Here is a 20,984-nt window from a genome sequence, read left to right as displayed (position 1 = left end):
CTCCACTGCTTTCACATTCGTCACCGCGGCGCTTACCGCGCGGGGCGCCGTCAGTTGTCGGTGAGTTCCTGAATCTCTTGGGTGGTTAGCTCCCGCCACGGCGAAGTATCTGAATCGTTCTGCACGGTTGGCGAGTCACCTTGGGTCCACCACTTGGCCTGAAAGGCAACGCCGTCGAACATCACTCTGTCTCCAGCACCATAAGCCGTTGAAGTGTCCCACTGTGCGTAGGTGCCTGCAGAAACGGTTGGTTCGGGTTCTGGAGTCTCGCCTTTGAGCACAGGGCCCACGAGCCGCCACGCCGCGCTGGTTCCCGAAGTCACCTCATCGGGTTGATGACCATCATTGGGACCCCATAGTGCGATATACACGTTGCGGTGCCACACCACCTTGGACCCAACGGCATAGGACTCCTCGGCACTCCAGATTGGATAAGGGCTGGTAGCCGGATCATCCTCTGTGGCGTTCGGCGTTTGAGGCGTTACCTGCTGAGCCCCATCTATCTGATCATCAGCAGATCCGGTGAAGTCGTAACTCAAAACGGATGCAAATCCTCCGGCTTCCTGACTCACGCCTGAACAGAAATCGGCAACACTGCCCCAATCGGAATAGTTCGCTTCGCACTCAAAGTCGCGGTTTGCAGACCACATCGATAGCCTGCCAAGCCCATTCGTCAGAGCGAAAGTTGATATCGTCCTAGCATCAGCTAACGTGAATGACTCGCCAGCTACATCGCTTTGACCAATCATGACGGTTGCACCCATCATTGCCCAGATCTGATGCGAAGAGTGGAACGTCATGTTGGCGGCAAACAACCGGAAGAGCTGCGAATGGCCGGCGCTCAGCGCATCTTCCACTAACGCTGCCACTGCCGTGTCAGAAGACTGCACCCCAAAATCCATGGTCATGAGGTTCACGCCCGATATCGCGACGCCTTGGTCAAGGAAGGTTTGAACTGCCGCCACACCATCGTTGGTCAGGCCGTTTTGATCAGCAGGGAGGGTCAGCCACACGTTGAGGGTATCGGTGCCGCTGGCGGACTGAAGTTGGGCGATTGCCTGGGCACGCCGAAGCATGGATTCAGAATCAGCGAGACTGTCTCCTTCGATGTCCACATCGATTGTGGAAACGTTGTATCTAGAAATGACCTGTGAATACGCATCTGCAAGATCACCAACTGTCTGACACGACTGCGCAAGTTCAACCCCAGCTTGACCCCCAAAAGAGATCACAGCAGATCGCCCCGATCGTTGAACCTGAGCGATACGCCGGTCCAGATCGAGCGCTTGGTTCGCTTCTGCCAGCGAGTACGCGCCACCCCACGTTGGGGCACAATCATCTGATGATCGGGAGACCACAAAAGCAAGAAGCACGTTGCCTTGAGAGTCGCTGGATTGTGATTCGAAGGCGTAACTGGGTGTGGCCGTCACATCAATGTAGCTACCAAACCAGGGCTCGGCGGTAGGCTTCCGGTTTTCGAGCTGGAAGTTTATTCCAATATATGTGGCACAACCGCCGATTATTACTACTACTAAGAAGATGCCGAGGCGCAAGAAGGAGAATCTTTTGCCGGGAAACCTGGCACTTCTCATTCGGTATTCCCCTATCTTTGCCTGAAATCACGTCTATTTGCAAAGATATCCCATGGTAGCCTGACCTCAGTGTTCATTCTCAAAACCGGTTTGGTCTCACACTCGTAGGAAACATCGATGAAACCACGTTCCACGACGTCATCAGGGCCTAGTCGCACACGACAAGTACGCCAGCACCAGTTGGGTGCAGAGCGAAATGTGGAACGTCTGCCTATTTTGCACAAACGTCCAAGCGTTGGCGCTCTAGCGCGCAGCCGCATTGCGATTGGCGTGACGGTTTTCGCCTGGATGATGTATGTCCTAACGACGGTCATAAGAATGTACATAGAACGCGATTTCACAACCCTTCGCGTCGTGATCGAAGCACTTATCTATCTGCTGACAGTGACTTTCCTATGTTTCTCAGCACTCATGTACCTTCTCTCACGCCAAGGTGCTCTCATACGTTTTCGCTCTCACCGCCGCGTAACGCGAGCGGAACTGGATCATCATTTCTCGCACTACGAAAAGGGAATAACCGTACTCATTCCGTCCTATGTGGAAGACGTCCGAGTTGTCGAGAAGACTATCTGGTCCGCAGTTCTTCAAGAGTTTCCCCATATTCAAGTTGTGCTACTTATCGACGACCCCCCAAACCCAAGCGATCCACATCGCATTGCTGAACTCAATGAGACACGGCGGCTAGGAGCGCTCATTTCCGCTGCGCTGGCCGAAATTTCCGAGCGGTTTGTTGAGGAACGTACCGAAGCCCTAGCCCGAATTGACGGTACGGATTCTGTGCGAGGAGCCGAGCTGACCCATTTATGTACGGAGTACCGTTGGGCCATTCACTGGCTCGCCAAACAGGCAGAACGGTGGGAGATCCGCGATCACACTGACCGATTCTTCATCGACAACGTACTCCTTGACCTTGCCGCTGACCTGCGCCTGACCGTGACCGCGCTTGAAGGCGCCTTAGAACAACGCGAGAAACTGAGCAGCGAACGGGTTGAGGAACTCTACAACCGATTGGTTTGTATATTCTCTGGCTCCGTCCGCGCCTTTGAACGCAAGAAGTATGCCTCGCTATCCCACGAAGCGAACAAGGCAATGAACCTCAATGCATACATCTCCCTTATGGGCAAGCGTCTCAAGCGCATAGAAACCCCGCGCGGAGTGGTCCTCCGCCCAGCACTCGAGGATGAGTTCGCGGATCTTCTTATACCCGACACTGAGTACATCCTGACTCTTGACGCGGACTCCATGCTGTTGCGCGACTACTGCTTGCGGCTTGTCTACTTGCTGGAACAACCTGGCAACGAGCAGGTTGCCGTAGTCCAGACTCCGTACTCCTCATACCGTGGCGCACCGACTCGGATGGAGAGGATTGCCGCGGCAACCACGGACGTCCAGCACATCCTTCATCAAGGATTGACTCACTACGACGCCACTTTCTGGGTAGGTGCGAATGCAATCATCCGAAAGCGGGCGTTACAGGACATCGCACAGGTTTCCTTCGAGGGCGACAACCGGGTCACGACCTACATTCAAGACCGCACAGTCATTGAAGATACCGAGTCTTCAGTAGATCTCGGCCTCTACGGGTGGCACCTCGTCAACTATCCCGAACGCCTGAGTTACTCGGCCACGCCACCCGACTTCGGGTCGCTAGTTATTCAACGCCGCCGATGGGCAAACGGTGGCTTGCTCATCCTTCCAAAGTTCCTCAGGCAACGCCGCGCGCGACGCGGCACAAAGACTCAGGTTCGCCCGCTCGAGACGCTCCTTCGCGTGAACTACATGGCATCCATCGCATGGGCAAGTGTAGGACTCATCCTTCTTCTGGGTTACCCTTTCGACTCCCGGCTTCTCAGCCCATGGGTCATCATCGCAGCGGCACCGTACTTCCTCTCTATGTCACAGGACCTCAAAGACAACCGCTACAAGAGAACTGACGTCTTTCGTATATACGCCTTCAACCTCATTCTGTTGGCCGTCAACACATCTGGAACACTCAAGTCAATCCAGCAGGGCATTACGAATGAGAAGATACCCTTCGCGCGGACGCCGAAAGTTGCCAACCGAACGTCCTCTCCGTGGCTCTTCGTCTTCGCCCCTCTGTTTATCGTCTTCTATTCTGCCTTCGTATTTGTGATCTATTTTCAGGATAGGAACTGGGGCAACGCGATATTCGCAATATTCAACGCCTCACTCTGTCTGTTTGGGATCGTTTCCTACATCGGGATCTGGCCATCCATCCAAGATCTATTCCTTGGACTTCTCAGTTGGTTCTTTGTTCCAACCAAGAACCCTCAGAACCATTCCGACTCCGGTGTTCTGGACCGCCGCAATGCGATCGACTGGCGATCGATGATCTACTACGGTCAGACCGATCCTGACAGTCCCACCGGAACAACCAAGTCCTTGGAGTCTGCCGAGGTTGCTGAATAGCACTGCTGCTCCTCTAGCGGCACGCGCTCCGCATCAGGCAAGCAACCATCCATCGGAGCATGTTGGAAGACTGGCACGGGGCCTAGTGCTCATGCCCGCGGGCACGCTGGAGATGCTCTTCTAGCGTGGGTGGATGGTGTTCGTCCGCAGGGTGAGGACCGCGTCTGGGGCGAGGGACTGTCCGGTAAACGGTGGATGTGGGTCTGGCCTGACTGAAAGGTAAGGCAGTGACAGATTCACGATCGACCGAAATGATTGATCCCGTGACGGGACAGATCATTGATCAAAGAGAGCTTGCCGAGCAGCTGCTCGCGCAGGCCAAGGAACAAGGCGTGAGCCTGGTCGGGCCGGGAGGCCTGCTGGCCGGGCTGACCAGACAGGTCATCGAGACCGCGCTGGATGCGGAGATGACCGAACACCTCGGCTACGAGAAACACCAGGTCACCGACAACGTGAATGCGCGTAACGGGACCAGAGCCAAGACGGTGATCACCGAGATCGGGCCGGTCGAGATCGAGGTGCCCCGGGATCGGGACGGCTCGTTCGACCCGCAGATCGTGCGCAAACGGCAGCGCAGGCTGGACGGGATCGACCAGATCGTGCTGTCCTTGACCGCCCGGGGCCTGACCACCGGAGAAGTCTCAGCGCACTTCGCCGAAGTGTATGGGGCTAGGGTGTCGAAGGACACGATCTCGAAGATCACCGACAAGGTCATCGACCAGATGACAGAGTGGGCAGGCCGTCCCCTGGATCGCGTGTACCCAGTGGTGTTCATCGACGCGATCGTGGTGAAGGTCCGTGACGGCCAGGTCACCAACCGGCCGTTCTACGCCGCTATCGGCGTCACCACCAGCGGGGAACGCGACATTCTGGGTATCTGGGCCGGTGATGGTGGTGAGGGTGCGAAGTACTGGCTCGGCGTCTTGACCGAGATCAAGAACCGGGGTGTCGACGATGTCTGCATTGTGGTCTGTGATGGGTTGAAAGGCCTGCCCGAGGCGATCACGACCACGTGGGAGCTCGCGACGGTGCAGACGTGCATCATCCATTTGGTCCGTAACACGTTCAAGTTCGCGTCCCGGAAGTACTGGGATCAGATCGCCCGGGATCTGCGCCCGGTCTATACGGCCCCCACTGAGGCCGCAGCTAGGGAACGGTTCGAGGAGTTCGCTACGAAGTGGGACGCCCAGTATCCGGCGATTCGGGGACTCTGGGAGCGGGCCTGGGACCAGTTCATCCCGTTCCTGGACTACGACGTAGAGATCCGCCGAGTGATCTGCTCAACGAATGCGATCGAATCCCTGAACGCCCGCTTCCGGCGAGCAGTACGAGCCAGAGGCCACTTCCCCAATGAGCAGGCCGCGATGAAATGCCTGTACTTGGTGACCCGCTCCCTTGACCCCACCGGGCGGGGACGGGCACGATGGGTAACCAGGTGGAAACCCGCCCTGAACGCCTTCGCGATCACCTTCGAAGGCCGAATCAACTAAAAATGCGCCAGACCACATCCACCGTTAAACGGACACTCCCTGGAAGGCTGGCACCGGGCCTAGTGCTCATGCCAGCGGGCACGCTGGAGATGCTCTTCTAGCGAGATGCGTGGCTGACGTGTGGTGGGCTTCTTGGCTCACTTGTGGTGGGCTTCTTGGCTCACTTGTGGTGGGCCGCTTGGCTGACGTGTGGTGGGCTGCTTGGCTCACTTGTGGTGGGCTGTTTGGCTCACTTCCAGTGAGAAACCTGGCCGACTTGTGGTTTTGCTCCCATGGATCTGTGTTCTTGCTCGCGCAGACTGAGCTTTTCGGCGCTAATGTGTTAGGGTCTAATCGGCTGACCGGATGGTCTTGCCGCTGGGTCGTTCGTTGTGTCGTGTGCAGTGGGGCGTCAAGTTAAACCACCACCGAATTGCACCACACACGAGTTCCGTGCAATTCATGTTCGTGAGCGTCCGCTCGCAAATCCAGCTAGGAGAAAACATGTCTGCCACAGGTACCGTCAAATGGTTCAGCTCTGAAAAAGGATTCGGCTTCATTGCGCCCGATGACGGTTCAGCTGATCTCTTTGTTCACCACTCCGAGATCAACACTCGCGGTTTCCGCACCCTCAACGATGGCCAGAAGGTGACCTACGAAGTCAAGGAAGGCAAGAAGGGACCTCAGGCTGCTGAGGTCGAGCCTCTCGACTGAGATGTGATGGCGCTGTAGTTTGCAGCGCTTCACAGGTTGGTTTCAACCACATGCGAATGCCCGGCATCGAAAGATGCCGGGCATTCGTGCGCTCAGCCCGCGAGCGAAGCCGCCGCGAGATTCTGCGCACCCACGATTGTTGAGGATTTCGACGACGACGGGACCTACAACTCCCATGGTGCGGCCCATATCAAATCGAGGATCCGAACCAGCCGCTTGGCTCCCAAGCTGCCGAGGACTGCCACTTCCTCAATATCTGGGCTCCTGCCTGCATTGAGGAACCCCTACCTGAGAATGTGGCGATCTACGGCGGAGGGTTCGAACACGGCTCCGCCTCCAGTTGGGTCATGGACGATACGGCGATAGCTGCGACGGGCCGCGCCGTCGTCGTCGCCCCCAATTACCGCGTCGGTGCGTTCGGATTCCTCGTCGCGGCACTGCCTGCTGCTCCCTCTGCCAAGGGGACCTTCGCACGCCTAGGCGTGCACTCCGCTGGCGCTTCGCGCATCCTGCCATTGGATGCGGCCACGAGCATGGCCCGCAGCTAGGTAGAAAAACTTGGGGCCACCGAGCTCGATGAACTCCATACTGCCGACCCACTGGAGTTAGTGCGAGCGCAGGCAAACGTTATCTCCACCGACATCTGCGTGCCCAACGGCCCACGGCCACAGACTTTCGGAATCGTGGATGACCACGAGCTTCGGCGAGGTGTGTTAGCCCGCCACCCTGCTGATGCTATTGCGATGGGAAAGGCACGGGATATTCCTATTCTGCCTAGTGCAACTAGGGATGAAATCTCCCTCTTCCGCACATACGCTGGCGATGCATTTGCGCCAAGAAGTGAAGCGGCCGTTGTAGCGGAAGTCGAGTCCTTCGGCGCGGATAGAACGTCTGCGCAGCACTGGCCTGATTCGACACCCCAGGCGATCGCTCGCGATGTCGCAATCACCCGAACGATCCTTGACTTTGTCAGCACGCCGGCCACCGAAAATGGTGGGCTGAAACCCGTTGGCAATGCAGCGACCCCAATGAGGTGTTTGGTGCCGTGCTCAAGCGATGGGAGGGAATCCCTCGCCCATGACCGAACGCGCCGCTGCGTGAAAGAAGTTCCAGATGCGCACTGCTCGCATACACATCTTCACCGAGTGCAACCAGCGTGCACGCCGAAGTTCCAGATGCGTGCAGCCCGTAGCTCCAGCGCACCACCTGCTTCCGTTGCACAACAGGCTTCCGTTGCACAACAGGCTTCCGTTGCAAAACAGACTTCCGTTGCAAAACAGGCTTCCAACCTTCCGAAGAGAACCTCCGCGGTGTTCAGCCTCTCAGCGTTGACGTAACGATGCGTCACTCGTGACAGGAACTGGAGAACGCTGCCACGCGCCGGATCTACGGCTCGCGGCAGCCTCATGGGTAGGATGAGCGCGTGGAGATCCAAGATAGGGCGCCACGCAGCGCCGAGAGCGATAACAACATCACGCAGGATTCACAAAACGGACGCGCATCAGGATCAATCACACACTTCTCGCGGAATGAGAAGCGTGCTTTAGCAGTGATGACAGTGATTGCGCTCCTTTTCGGTGCCTACTTCCTACGTGGCTATCTCCAACTCATTGCTTTCGCCGGAGTGTTAGCGTACCTCTTCCAACCGCTATATCTGCGATTCAAGCGCCGGTGGAACGGTGGGGTTGCATCGACGTTGACGCTGTTATCTGCCCTAGCCATCGTCATCATACCTGTGGGTGGAATACTCACACTGGCTGTAGACCAGATCAACCAAATGATCAACGCAGTTAGTGACTGGGCAACCGAAACGGACATGAGCCAACTCGGCGACCGCATTCTGGGGACAGTCAACAGCGCCTTAGACCAAATCCCATTGGTCAACATCGAACTCACATCCGAGAAGCTACAGTCTAGTGTCTCGACGTTAGCCGCAAGTGTAGGCGACGTCGCACTCAGCTTCGCGAAAAACTCAGTCGGTAGCATCGCCGGGGGCGTGACCACCGCGATCATCTTCCTATACGTCTTCATCACATTTCTCGGAAGCGGGCCGAAGGTGGTCCGCATGGTCAAGGACCTCAGCCCTCTGGACTCTGACATCACTGATATTTACCTGTCCAAGATAGGTGCAATGGCCAAAGCAACCGTGGGCGGCCAGTTCATCATCGCGCTCATACAAGGAGCACTCGGAGCGGTCTCCATCTATATCGCCGGGATCCATCAAGGATTCTTCATGCTCGTCATCTTCCTCACGGTCCTGTCAATCATCCCGTTGGGCAGCGGGATCGTGACAATACCCATGGGAATCATTGTGGCGTTAACCGGAAATGTGCCTGGCGGAATCTTCATCGTTCTGTTCCATATTCTGATTACGACGAACGTCGACAACATCCTGCGTCCTGTACTGGTGCCACGCAATGCTCACCTTCCCCCTGCACTCATGTTGCTTGCAGTATTCTCTGGTCTTTCAATGTTCGGTTTCCTCGGAATCGTCTTCGGACCTGTGGTCATGATTCTCATCGTCACGACGATCAAGCTCTACCGCGTGGTTATGAAGGGTGCCGAATGGGATGACCTCGAGGATGAGAGCGAAGGCAGAAAAGAATCAAAGAATCCCTGGAAGCGTTTCAGAGATTGGATTGCTAGGAAGCGTAGCAACCTCGACGAGGACGACGGCGGTGCTTCTGGATCCGGGCCGTCTGGCAGTGTGACGCCCAACGATACAGGTGCTGACTAAGCTAGTTCGACGTGGTTGAGCTCATTCAGCTCGGTTGAGCTGATTCCACATTCGGGTAGGCGAAATTGAGACTCGATTTGAACCACTAACGGGTAATCAAGCCAGAATTGTGAACACTGCAGGCTTGATTACCCCCATCGTCGTCAATAGAAGTGGAGCCACCCAAGAGAATCGAGCTCGTGACCTGTCTATGACAGGTCATTTGCTGACTCTAATGAAGCTATCTGGCGTGCACGCAGGACCTGTTGGCCCCCGTAATACGTGTGAATAACCTTCACTGCGAGCTTCGTTGCGAGTTCATCCGCCGGATTCTCTATAGTAATTCTCTCTCTCGATTTTGCTTCTAGCTTTTGGGCAGATTCAAGCACCTGCTTCGGCAGTCCATTATTCCTATGGAATGAACAGACAGAGCTCTTGTGTCCAGAACCCGAGTGTGAATTCTACGTGGCTATCAGCTGTCAATAGTGGTCGCAACGCATGGAATAACCATTCCAAATCTCCTGGAAACATCAGCAATTCTTCAAGTTCCACGAGCACACTAAGTTTAGCCGCATACGGAGACACCTGGCTCGGACTATACACATCTAGGATTAAAGGCACACAATATACTATTCAGTTGAATAGCAAGAATCTGAATGTGCATTACCAGTCGAATTGATACAGTTTTGCTAACGTGGTTAAGAGCACCACTGCTCGCGAGTTTGGGCACGCATTGCGCCTAGGCCACTCTAGTTCGTCAAGTCTGCTGATGAGCCATTCCCGAAACAGAAATATCGTTACTACTCCCACTACCGGTGAAGTCACTGAATCAAATTCGTATTACTGAGAGAGGATTGGCCATGAATAACCGTATGCGTACCCAGATGGCGCTTCTATCACTTACTGGAATAGCATTTGCAGGTTGCTCAACATCCTCAACTGAGCCACAAACTGGGAGCACCGTGGAACTATTTGCAGATTACCCAGTTTACGATTCGGTAACCATCGTGCAAGAATCAGCGGTCATCGTTGAAGGCAATGTGGTATCAACTAAGCGAACAGTCTCAACTCCGCGCTATGAGGGAGACAGCCCCGAGGAAAATCCGTTGGTCGGACTGACGGAGGAGGAAAAGGCCAAAGCGATTTCTCAGAACGGAGGTGTTGCTGGGACACTGGTCCAATTTCATGTCAATAAAGTACACAAAGGCGCTGTGAACGCTGGAGACGAAATAGTCATTGTCCAAACTGGGGGGACTCAAGATGATGTCCTCTATGTTGTCGAAGGTACAACGGTTCTGCAGGCCGATACTGACTATCTGCTCTTCGCCGCAGAGAGTTTTGATGATGCATATGCAATTCTCGGAGGCTCGGCAGGAACCTATTATGCAAATCATGACAATGATTTCGTGGCTGCAGCTCCGGAAAGTGCACCATTCAAAGTCCTGACTGAATGAGATACTGACACACTCGTCGTCGATAAATGATCCATGAGCACAGCAGCCGCTGATGGTTTCAAAGCGAGCAGGCTGCCATCTCTAAGACACGCCCATCTCCTTTTATCAGCTAGTTCGAGTAGATTCGCATCTAATGAATCGGCCTTACAAAATCACGAAATGAACTCCCCGAATGGTGAAACCATACTCCTGTTGAACTTACTGTCAGATTGAACGGGCCTTTTGCCAACTGACTTGTGATGGACAGTTCGGATTCCAAGCGCAGCGACGTACACTCGTATGGTCCAGTGACATAGCAAAGCGCGAGATATAGCCGGATCGCAACGGGTCTCAACGTGTTAGCCGAGTTCCCGGCTCTGCCAGCAGAGCGCGGTGACGAGTTTCTTGGCCGGCCTCGCCAGCAGTTCGATGCACGCTGCGGGAACGTACAGAATCTGGTGTTGGCACGCCAGAGGGCCTTCGACGAGGGGCCCAGTGCGCCCGAATTTGATGAGGACATCGCGGCCGAGGGACACACCATTCGCAACCTTCAGACTGCCTACAACAAATAGATGAGAAGCCGTATCCCGGAGAGTAAATCATGAGTGTTCTTGGTGGCGAGCAGATCGCCGAACACACCACCATGACATCAACCAAGTTGGGAACGAATATCACGGCCACATTGGCAGACTTGTCAGCAACCAGTCTTTGGACCATCGCCAAGATACGTGCAGCGGCCGCCCACAAACTACCTGTGACGGCAGGGCGCCGATGCGGGTTCCAACATCGCTTCGATATCGCAGCGATAAGACTCGATGCGGCCAGATGGTAGCAACACATTGCGAACCGAGTTCCTCAGTTCCTTCACTGCTTTTCCCGAGGAATGTGGAGAAAGATTGCGGTATCTACGCGATATTTCACCACCAGCCTTCTGCAGCTAGACTCTCCGTTATGGGAGCTTCCTCCGTGACGCAATATCTAGCCGAGTTCGATGGTGAGACCTTGGCGCGAATCAATCGCGTGCGTAGCATGGTCGCCACTGCCGCCCCTCAGGCTGTTGAATCGATCGCGTACGGGCTGATTGGCTGGAAGTTGAATGGCACACCACTGATCTACGTTGGCGGGTTCACGCATCACATCGGCATGTATGCAACGCCCGCAGGACATGCCGAATTCGCGGCCGAGTTTGCCCATTTCAAGCATGGCAAAGGTTCCGTGCAGTTCCCACTGAGCGAACCTTTGCCTGCGGATCTCATCCAACGAGTCATCGAGTTCCGCGTACGGCAGGTCAATGGTGAGCTATCTGCCTGAAACCGATCCATTTCTTACTGGCTTCTAGATACGCCGTTGTTACGCATGTCCCAGCGGCGAAACAGTAATGCCCCGGTTCACACTGAACCGGGGCATCTCTGAGCCACCTAAGAGAATCGAACTCTTGACCTATTCATTACGAGTGAATCGCTCTGCCGACTGAGCTAAGGTGGCGCGTTGCAAGCAACGAAGGCTACTTTACCTAGCAGCGAGCCGACTGCGCAAACCGGCTCGAGCTCGCGTAATAGGAGCCCACGATCGGCTTACGAACTGCAGGTCAGGCCATCTTCTGGCACCGTTCCTTGCAGCAAGTACTGGTCAAGCGGATCGTTGATGCAAGAGCCTGCGCGGCCGTATGCCGTATGGCCTTCACCTTCCCACGTGACGAGCACTGAGTTCTCGAGAGCCTGCGCCACAGCCTCCGCCCATGCATATGGCGTGGCTGGATCGTACAAGGTGCCCACAACCACAATCGGATCTGAACCAGATGCCTCAAAAGCTCCAGGTACGTCCGTGGGACTGAAATGCCACGAAGCACATAAGTCTGTGCCCTCAGTCATGAGTGAGCCAAACACAGGGGCTTCAGTGTTCAGCTTCTCTGAGGCCGCCTCAAGATCGGATTCACTAGCTGCTGGGTAGTCGGCACAGTTGATAGCCCAGTTGGCTTCATTGATGTTTGACGCAAATGTGCCATCGTCATTCCGGTCAGATGAAAGATCGGCGAAGTACAAGAGTTGACTGCCATCATTTCCCTCGAACAGCTCAGACAATGCGGTGGTGAGCATGGACCACGTGGAATCGTCGTATAACGGAACAATCAGGCCCGAGAAAAGAAGTGACTGGGTCAATGGCCGGTCCGGATCACTGGTTGGATACGGCGTTGTCATTGCCGTAGTCAGCGCATCATGGATCTGCTGCAGACCATCATCTACGCTCCCGGTGAATGGACATGAGGAGCTTTGGAGGCAATCCTCCATGTAGTGGCGAAGTGCCGTTTCAAACCCCAAGGTTTGGTCGTAGCTCATCTGAGCTGTGCCCAAGGTGGTATCTACAGCGCCATCCAGGATCACACGGCCTACGTTCTCTGGGAAGAGATCGGCGTACTGCCCGCCGAGCGCAGTGCCGTAGGAGTATCCCACGTAATAGAGCTTCGGATCACCCACGAGCTGGCGCATGACGTCGAGGTCTTGTGCAGCTTCCTTTGTGCCGACGAACTTGATGAGCTCACCGGAGTTCTCCGCGCACCCGTCGGCGATAGTCCTCTGAACTTCTGTGTATTCAGCCTGCCAATCCGGATCGTTCGTATCGAATGACGAATCAAGAACAGAGCCCAGAGTGGCATCATCGAGGCAATCAATGGCAGTCGATTCACCCACACCGCGCGGATCGAATCCTACAACGTCAAAATTGTCCAAGATATCTTGGTCAAAGTAATAGCTCGCGCTCATGGCCATGTCTATGCCTGAGCCGCCAGGGCCTCCTGGATTAATGAACAATGTACCAATTGCTTCAGACTTCGCCGGGCGCTTAAGCATAGCCACTTGGATCGTATCCCCGTCAGGATTGGCATAGTCCAGTGGAACGGTAATCTCAGCGCACTGGAAACTGCCGTTACAGGTATCCCAGTCCACATCCTGCGTGTAGTAGCTTTCCAAGCCATCTGGAATGGCTGGCATCTGTGCATCGATAGAGGTGCCAGCACCCGTGGTGGGCGCGGTGCTCTCCGACGAACCTTCCGGTATGAGCACCGAGCTGTCAAGCGTGCATCCGGCAAGGAGCAATGAGGAGGCAGCCAACGCCGCCAGAGTCTTGAATGGCTTCACTCCTCAACCGTAAGCCACGCAGCGTGGCATTGCATCATGGCTCCGCCGGTGCTGTGTGTGAACGCTACAGACTCCCGGCGTGTGGAAACTCAAGGACGAAGCGCAACGAGCATGGCTTCGGTCGTAAGAAGTGGATCCGCATTCGCCGCTAGGCGAATGCGGGCCTGGGCAATCGCATCCATCCGCTCTACAGATTGCGCCGCGCTCGAGCCCCTTGCCATCCGAAAGACATCTTCTGTGAAGTCAGAGTTGACCAGCTCCACAGCCGCGCCAAGTTGCACAGTCAATACATCCCGATAAGCGGAAAGAATGGTGACCATCGCACGGTCGATGCTGTCGCGCCGCAGTCGAGTCTGCCTGCGTTTCTGATTCTCAGCGAGTTCGCGCAGTTGCGCACGAATAGCCGGAGGGACTCGCACCCCCTCATCCACACCAAGACTTCGCTTGAGGTCAGCGAGCTCGCGCGCATCAAGTTGTTCGCTGCGTTCCTTGACCTCAGCTTCGGCTGCTGCCATGACGCGTTTCGCTCCTAAGGCAGCGTCCGCAACACCACGAACTGAAAGAGCCATGTGGATCACTGCTCTGCGCTGTTCTCTCACAGCTTGGTCAGTGAGCAACGCTCTGGCCACCCCGATATGAGACTGCGAAGCACGCGCAGCCATAATGGCGTCCTCCGAGTTCACGCCTAGCCTGCGAACCAAGAGTTCAGCGATATCCTCCGCACGAGGAACCGCGAGCGTGAGAACCCGGCACCGCGAACGAATCGTCGTCATCACGTCTTCTGGTGAGGGAGTACACAACATCCACACCGTGAATGGTGGCGGCTCCTCAATCGCCTTCAGCAACACATTTGTAGTGCGCTCCGACATTCGATCAGCATCCTCAACGATGAGGATGCGCCAACGGCCCGCACCGGGTGAAACAAATGACCGTGAGACCAGCTGGCGGGTCTGATCAACGCTAATTGTCACACCTTGGGTGGCTACCACCTCGACGTCAGGATGGGTTCCCCCCATAACCGTCTTGCACGCGTGGCACTCACCGCAGCCCGGCACATCACTGGTGCACTCCAAAGCTGCGGCAAACATGCGAGCCGCAACCGACCTTCCCGATCCGGGAGGACCGGTGAAGAGCCATGCCTGGCTCATCGCCGAATTCTCGCTAGGACCACCAGTGCTCCTAGCGGCTAGAGCAGCGCGTTCCAGTTGGTCACGAACAGATCGTTGGCCCACAAGATCGTCAAAGACGCTCACTGTGAGTCCTTGCCGGATGATGCGCTTTGAACGCTCTCAGGCTCACTGATAAAGAGTTCGCGGATACGTGGCATAACGGCATCACGGACCCGCGCTGCGACGGCATCGATCGAGCCTTCCGCTGGCACCACGATCCAGCGGTTGGGTTCGGCTTGAGCCATTGCTAAGTACTCTTGGCGCACCGCCTCGTGGAAATCCCGACCCTCAGACTCAATGCGATCCTGGGTGCCGCCAACTCTGGCAGCGCCTTCGGAAACAGAAACATCAAGCAGAACTGTGGCATCAGGCATTAGGCCATCCGTGGCCCAGAGTGAAAGATCGCGCACCTCTTCGGTTCCGAGTTGGCGAGCGACGCCTTGGTATGCCACCGAGGAATCGAGGTAACGATCAGCAACGACAATGATTCCATCCTCAAGTGCTGGTCGAACCACCGTAGCGATGTGGTGAGCGCGATCCGCCGCATACAGGAGCGCCTCTGCTTTGGGGGATACTTCGCCACCGTGCAGAAGAAGCTCGCGGATCGCGCGGCCCAGCTCCGTGCCACCAGGTTCACGCGAAGCGACTGCCTGAAGGCCAACTCCATTGAGGTGTTCAACCAGCGCTGCCACCTGGGTGGTCTTTCCTGAGCCGTCACCACCCTCAAATGTTATGAACGCTCCGCTCACTCGGCATCCGCCTTTGTGGATTTTCGAGGAGCTGCTTTCTTGGTGGTCGTCGACGCCGACGCCTTCTTAGTGGTCGTTGACGCCGACGCCTTCTTAGTGGTCTTCGACGCAGATGCTTTCTTGGTGGTCTTTGAGGCCGCCTTGCGCGCAGGCTTCTTCGGAGCGGCTGCCCGCCGATCAGCGAGTAGTTCGTAGGCACGCTCATTTGTGATCGAGTTCGGATCATCTTGCCGCCGCAGCGAAGCGTTGGTTGTGCCATCCGTGACGTATGGGCCAAAGCGCCCATCCTTGAGCAAGACTGGCTTCTCAGAAACGGGATCCGTGCCAAGTTCCTTGAGAGGCGGCTTGGTCGTGGCGCCCCGCCGGGTCTTGGGCTGAGCTAACAGGGCCTGCGCTGCCTCGAGCGTAATATCAAATATCTGCGCCTCAGATTCGAGCGACCGAGAGTCCTTACCCTTAGTGATGTAGGGGCCATAACGGCCATTTTGAGCCAGGACGTCCTCACCATCCACCGTGCCCACCACACGCGGCAAGGAAAGCAGACGCAGTGCATCTTCCAAGGTGACAGTCTCAAGACTCATTGAGCTGAAGAGGGACGCCGTTCGTGGCTTCGGAGCACGCTTGGAAGGCTTGCCCGTGGGGGTCAGCGCGACCTCTCCTTCTGGAATGATCTCCGTGATGTATGGACCGAATCGGCCAGCCTTTGCAACCAACGTATGGTTCGTGGCCGGATCTACACCCAGTTCCCGCCCATCCTGCTTGGCTACCTCCAAGAGTTCCCTGGCCTTGGCCACGTCAAGTTCATCCGGTGCGACGTCGTCGGGGACAGATGTATGGCGCAGCTCTTGGCCATCTGGACCGATCTCCTGAATGTAAGGTCCGTAGCGGCCCACACGAAGGACGATACCTTCCCCCAAGTCGGTTGAGTTGATGGCCCTAGCGTCGATATCGCCAAGGCTTTCGACGAGCCCTTCCAGACCAGGGCGTTCCGTCTCACCGCGCCAGAATCGTTCGAGGTAGGACGTACCATCCTCGTCACCAGCGGCGATTCGATCGAGTTCGCTCTCCATATCCGCTGTGAAGTCATAATCAACAAGTTGCGGAAGATTCTCCTCAAGCAGCTTGATGACTGAAAAGGCCGTCCATGTGGGTACGAGCGCTTGGCCGCGATGGTCCACATACCCACGATCACCGATTGTGGAAATCGTGGCAGCATACGTGGAAGGGCGTCCGATACCGAGCTCCTCCATCTTCTTCACTAATGAAGCCTCTGTATACCGCGGCGGCGGCTGGGTTTCGTGCCCATCAGGTTCGGCGCTCTTAGATACAAGGGCCTCGCCCTGCACGAGTTGCGGAAGCCTCGACTCCGACTCCTTGTCCGACTTGTCATAACGCTTAGCGTCCGTTGACTCTTGGTAGGCTGCCATAAAGCCTGGGAACGTGATAACCGTTCCCGAGGCGGCAAACTCAGCCACCTTGGCTTCCTCTACCCCATCAAGCTGCACAGTGATGCGCGCGGAAGCGGTCTGCCCGGCGGCGTCAGCCATCTGGGAAGCAACGGTGCGCTTCCAGATCAGCTCATACAAACTGAACTGCGCTCCGGAGAGCTTCCCGCGCACTTGGTCCGGAGTACGGAAATGGTCACCGGCTGGCCTAATGGCTTCGTGAGCTTCCTGTGCGCCCTTTGACTTCGTGGCGTACATGCGCGGTTTGACTGGCAGGTATTGGGCCCCATACATGTCCTTAATCTGACTACGCGCAGCTGAGAGAGCTTGGTCAGAAAGGTTGGTGGAGTCGGTACGCATGTAGGTGATGAAGCCGTTTTCATAGAGGGCTTGGGCCGTGCGCATCGTATCGCGCGCACCCATCCGCAACTTTCGGGAAGCTTCTTGCTGCAGTGTTGACGTGGTAAAGGGTGCGGCCGGACGCCGCTTGTAGGGCTTTGTCTCCAGCGATGCCACAGTGGCAGTGGCTCCAGCCAACGCCTGTGCAACTGCAGTTGCTGTTGCCTCAGTGAGAGCCTTGACGCCGCTGGCGCTGCTCTTGGAAGTGAGCTCACCACGGTCAGTGAAGTCCTTGCCACTTGCGATTTTGGCTGAGTCTAGGCCGACGAGTTTTGCCTCAAACTCTTCCGTTTCTTTCGCAAAGACTGCCGTCACGTCCCAGTATGAAGCGGGAACGAACGCAATACGCTCGCGTTCACGATCAACCACCAAGCGAGTAGCCACGGATTGAACACGACCAGCAGAAAGACCCGGAGCAACCTTACGCCACAGCAGCGGGGAGACCTCGTAACCAACAAGACGATCAAGGATTCGGCGAGACTCCTGAGCATCGACGAGTTGGAGGTCCAGTTCGCGTGGCTGCTCTAAGGCCCGAGAAATCGCTTCCGGAGTGATCTCATGAAAGACCATGCGCTTGACGGGAACTTTTGGCTTCAGGACCTCGTAGAGGTGCCACGCGATGGCTTCGCCCTCGCGGTCCTCGTCCGTTGCCAGAAGGAGTTCGTCAGCATCCTTGAGCTTCTTGCGAAGCTCTGCCACCTTCTTTTTCTTGTCTGGAGCAACAACGTAAAACGGTTCGAAACCATGATCGACGTCGACTGCGAATCGGCCAAACGGGCCCTTCTTCATCTCCGCAGGCAGCTCTGAGGGTTGCGGAAGATCACGGATATGGCCGATCGACGCTTCGACGTCGTAATCGGAGCCCAAGTATCCGCTGATCGTTCGTCCCTTAGCGGGTGACTCCACAATGACGAGTTTGGTCACAGTACTTCCTTCAGGCGTTCCACACATTTCTTGGCGTGGCTAGGTCGGTTCATTCGACTTCTGACAGTCATTGTTGCACTAGTTGTTTGGTGGTCAGTAATGACGAGTCCCTCACGATGGTAGGCGAGATGTCAAGGAATTGGCATTTTGCTCCCTGTTCTCGGACCAGAATATCGACCAGGGAATCGACCACACCGCAGGTGGCAACTGTGCGAAACGTGCTGCGAACGGCAACCGGGCTCACGGCGTGTTCTGCGGAGGTGGCTGGGCATCACCACCCGGCCACCTCCGCAGATTCTCACCATCATTGTTGGCCTGCTTCGACCATTGCCAGCCGAAGACCATCAGGCCATCACAGCTAATGCCGACCTCAGGAAATTGCGGCAGTTCTATCGTTGACGGGGCTTGCGTACCAAGAACGTCCCACCTGCTAGGAGTGACGTGACAACCAGCGCTAATCCCACCATGCTTGCACCCGTGCGTGGGAGCTTTTCCGCGTGTACCACCTTAATCACCAGCGTTTCACTTGACTCGCCACACGTGCCGATGGAAATAGGGTTGCCCCCTGCATCGTACGTTCGTTCCACGAATCCATAGGTCAGATCCTTGTTCTTGTCTGTGGTGAACAGCTCCGTGGAATACTCCCCCGCGTTGCCGCCGTGTTCGATCCGCTTCGCGGTCCATATTGGATTCTCACATGTTGGTGAGGATCCAACCGGCCACGCGAACAAGTCAACTTCGGTGTAGGAACCGGCAGGGAAGTTTCCAGTGAGAATCACGGTGTCGCCGATCCTCGCGCCAGCCTTCACGTCCTTTGTCTCAGAAAATGCCACGGTTCTCACTTCACCGAAAGTTGGGTGCACTTGCTCCTTCGGATCAATATCTGAGGTGCGAACTGCAGCCACCCGGGAATCACCCACGAACTCTGAGACCACTTGATACGTGCCCATTCCTAGGTTCCAGTCAATTGGGAACTCCTCAGGTTCGATCACGTATTCACCATTACGTGCGGGCGTCTGAACGTGCGCAAGGGGCTCGATCTGAGCTGTGACACCTTCTACATGATCTGTTCCCTCTGGAATGAAGTAGAGGTAGTGGTCGATAACCCCATGATCACCACTCCACGAACCGAGACCTGGAAAATCGCCATGATCTGACGGAAAACCACTAACAGTAAGTTCATCACGGACCCCAGATACCGCTTCGTCAATCGATACCTCCACGGCACTTGTGATGATCTCGGGACGCCACTGAACCACATTGGTCTCGCTAGCCTCAAAGAACGGTGACTCAAACGGACGAATGAACTGCGCAAATGTGCCCTGCTCCTTGAGGTCCACCACGGCTCTGAACATGTAGAAACCCTCACTGGGGGCGAGAATCGTTGCATCGGTTTCTTTGACTCCTGGACCGTTGAACGTCACGGAATAGCTCCCGAGCCGTTCATCTTCAGTCACCTTTGCGACTGTTGATTCCTCACGTGGCACGCTGAACGGACCGTACACGTCGATTCGTACGACAACGGGAACCGGGACTTCCGAATCGGGGATCGCCAACCACTTACCTCGTGCCGAAGCCTCGACGACGTCGACTAGTGGTTCCCCTGCCTCGATTGCTTCCGCCTTGACATGGGTGGAAACAACCGGCTGGAAGGTCATCACAACCGGTTCAGGTTGTGACTCTCCATTCCACTTCGCCGTTCGGCCCACCTGGACAAGGTTCTGAGCGGCGCCGAGATTCGATGTTCCTTCTGACACCCACGGCCGAGAATCAGGCACTCCGTCCACACGTATATGTGCCGTTATCTCTCCCGTGCCAGTGACTCTGAACCTAACCCCATCGATGGATGTGGCAGCAGTTGTACCTTCTCCCGCGGACGCGTCTATCAACTCCGCGGGTCCTTCCAGTGTGAGCGTATAGTGCCTGCCCGAAAGCCACTTACCCGCGGCGGAAACAACACCCACACCTTCGAGCGAACCCGTTTGCCCTCCAGCATCCAGCACGATCTTCAGGCCCGCTGAATACGGTCCCGCCAGCTGCTTAGCTTCTGCCTGAAGCTCAGCAGAACGGGTTGCAGCGGCCACAAGTGCATCTGTGTTGGCGGCAGAGAAGGTTCCCTTGGCGGCACGATCCCACACCGAACCCTCGTAGACACCAGCGATTCTTGCAATCGCGGCTTCGCGTGCTGCCGCTTCCGTGTTGCTTGGGGAACCGATCGTGGACGCGACGTAAGCAATTTGAGCTAGGGCCGTTCCATCTGAGAGCGTGTGGCTGGAGGAGGTAGAACCCTTCGGTGTGTATGCGGAAACCACCAGGCTATCGACCTGCCGTGCTGCTTTCATGGATCCACTGGTCACGGGTGCAGTAACCAGTGCAAGGTTCTGACCATCAGCCGCGCACAAGTAGTCGATTCCAGAAGACTTGTCACTCATGACTCCGGAGAAATAGCCGGTATCGAAATGTATGCCCGCCCCATACTCCCAACCACTAACAGAGCGTGGGCCAAACGCGATTGGATCAGTTGATCCGGCTTCATCATCAGCGAAGGAGATCGGTAGCGTGAGGGGGCCAAGTGCCAGCAGTCCTATAACTGCCAGAGACAAGGCAGATTTGATTCCCATTGTCGTGTCCTTTCTGATCGGCACTGGTCAGAGCCAACCGGGATGTGAGCACTTCCGCTCACGGACATGACGCTATGGATTTGCGGTGTCTGAACCCCTGCGGGGAGGATCCACTGTCAATGGGAACGACGCGGTGCCAAGCTGTGGAACACGTCTGGTTGCCGCCGTGGGCTAGCGCACCTAACCTGG

The 20,984-nt window shown here is 56.1% G+C and carries 15 protein-coding genes and 1 tRNA gene; 9 read left to right on the top strand and 7 right to left on the bottom strand.

The genetic code is table 11. The features are described from left to right. Window positions 1-50 precede the first annotated feature (50 nt). On the bottom strand, window positions 51-1,592 hold the full coding sequence (locus tag H2O17_RS00995; RefSeq protein WP_182049939.1) for a chitinase: 1,542 nt from the start codon (window positions 1,590-1,592) through the stop codon (window positions 51-53). 318 nt (window positions 1,593-1,910) lie between these two features. Here H2O17_RS00995 and H2O17_RS00990 point away from each other — a divergent pair, with 318 nt between their 5' ends. The 9 genes from H2O17_RS00990 to H2O17_RS00950 all read left to right on the top strand — a co-directional run bounded on the left by H2O17_RS00990 (window position 1,911) and on the right by H2O17_RS00950 (window position 11,665). Next, a complete protein-coding gene (locus tag H2O17_RS00990) occupies window positions 1,911-4,022 on the top strand; it encodes a glycosyltransferase family 2 protein (protein ID WP_220456791.1) in 2,112 nt (703 codons plus the stop codon). 251 nt (window positions 4,023-4,273) lie between these two features. Continuing rightward, window positions 4,274-5,512, top strand: coding sequence for an IS256 family transposase (locus tag H2O17_RS00985; RefSeq protein ID WP_182049937.1), 1,239 nt, complete (start codon window positions 4,274-4,276; stop codon window positions 5,510-5,512). A 483-nt stretch (window positions 5,513-5,995) separates the two neighbouring features. Further along, entirely contained in the window at window positions 5,996-6,205 is a 210-nt protein-coding gene (locus H2O17_RS00980) for a cold-shock protein (protein ID WP_182049936.1), read from the top strand. 194 nt (window positions 6,206-6,399) lie between these two features. Continuing rightward, the gene (locus H2O17_RS00975; protein ID WP_182050880.1) at window positions 6,400-6,753 is read left to right on the top strand and encodes a carboxylesterase family protein; all 354 of its coding nucleotides are present in this window, start codon (window positions 6,400-6,402) and stop codon (window positions 6,751-6,753) included. An 875-nt stretch (window positions 6,754-7,628) separates the two neighbouring features. Beyond that, window positions 7,629-8,942, top strand: coding sequence for an AI-2E family transporter (locus tag H2O17_RS00970; RefSeq protein WP_220456790.1), 1,314 nt, complete (start codon window positions 7,629-7,631; stop codon window positions 8,940-8,942). Between the two features lie 839 nt (window positions 8,943-9,781). Next, a complete protein-coding gene (locus tag H2O17_RS00965; RefSeq protein ID WP_182049935.1) occupies window positions 9,782-10,375 on the top strand; it encodes a hypothetical protein in 594 nt (197 codons plus the stop codon). A 335-nt stretch (window positions 10,376-10,710) separates the two neighbouring features. Then, entirely contained in the window at window positions 10,711-10,926 is a 216-nt protein-coding gene (locus tag H2O17_RS00960) for a hypothetical protein (RefSeq protein WP_182049934.1), read from the top strand. 29 nt (window positions 10,927-10,955) lie between these two features. After that, window positions 10,956-11,186, top strand: a complete 231-nt coding sequence (locus tag H2O17_RS00955) for a hypothetical protein (protein ID WP_182049933.1) — start codon at window positions 10,956-10,958, stop codon at window positions 11,184-11,186. A 119-nt stretch (window positions 11,187-11,305) separates the two neighbouring features. Further along, the gene (locus H2O17_RS00950; protein ID WP_182049932.1) at window positions 11,306-11,665 is read left to right on the top strand and encodes an iron chaperone; all 360 of its coding nucleotides are present in this window, start codon (window positions 11,306-11,308) and stop codon (window positions 11,663-11,665) included. Between the two features lie 101 nt (window positions 11,666-11,766). Here H2O17_RS00950 and H2O17_RS00945 read toward each other — a convergent pair. The 6 genes from H2O17_RS00945 to H2O17_RS00920 all read right to left on the bottom strand — a co-directional run bounded on the left by H2O17_RS00945 (window position 11,767) and on the right by H2O17_RS00920 (window position 20,795). Next, window positions 11,767-11,839, bottom strand: a tRNA-Thr gene (locus tag H2O17_RS00945). Between the two features lie 89 nt (window positions 11,840-11,928). Continuing rightward, window positions 11,929-13,488, bottom strand: a complete 1,560-nt coding sequence (locus tag H2O17_RS00940) for an alpha/beta hydrolase (protein WP_182049931.1) — start codon at window positions 13,486-13,488, stop codon at window positions 11,929-11,931. An 89-nt stretch (window positions 13,489-13,577) separates the two neighbouring features. Further along, window positions 13,578-14,741 carry a DNA polymerase III subunit delta' gene (locus H2O17_RS00935; RefSeq protein ID WP_182049930.1) on the bottom strand — a complete coding sequence of 388 codons (1,164 nt, stop codon included), beginning with the start codon at window positions 14,739-14,741 and terminating at the stop codon, window positions 13,578-13,580. Then, window positions 14,738-15,406, bottom strand: a complete 669-nt coding sequence (tmk, locus tag H2O17_RS00930; RefSeq protein ID WP_246311278.1) for a dTMP kinase — start codon at window positions 15,404-15,406, stop codon at window positions 14,738-14,740. Before tmk ends, H2O17_RS00935 begins: the two co-directional genes overlap by 4 nt. Continuing rightward, entirely contained in the window at window positions 15,403-18,174 is a 2,772-nt protein-coding gene (gene topA / locus H2O17_RS00925) for a type I DNA topoisomerase (RefSeq protein WP_246311277.1), read from the bottom strand. Before topA ends, tmk begins: the two co-directional genes overlap by 4 nt. Before the next feature lie 389 nt (window positions 18,175-18,563). Further along, window positions 18,564-20,795 (bottom strand): hypothetical protein, encoded by a 2,232-nt coding sequence (locus tag H2O17_RS00920; protein ID WP_182049928.1) that lies wholly within the window; start codon window positions 20,793-20,795, stop codon window positions 18,564-18,566. Window positions 20,796-20,984: the final 189 nt, after the last annotated feature.

This window comes from Changpingibacter yushuensis (assembly GCF_014041995.1).
GTDB classification, from domain to species: domain Bacteria; phylum Actinomycetota; class Actinomycetes; order Actinomycetales; family Actinomycetaceae; genus Changpingibacter; species Changpingibacter yushuensis.
Note: the sequence above shows the minus strand (reverse complement) of the source record. Positions and strands in the feature narration are given on the sequence as shown.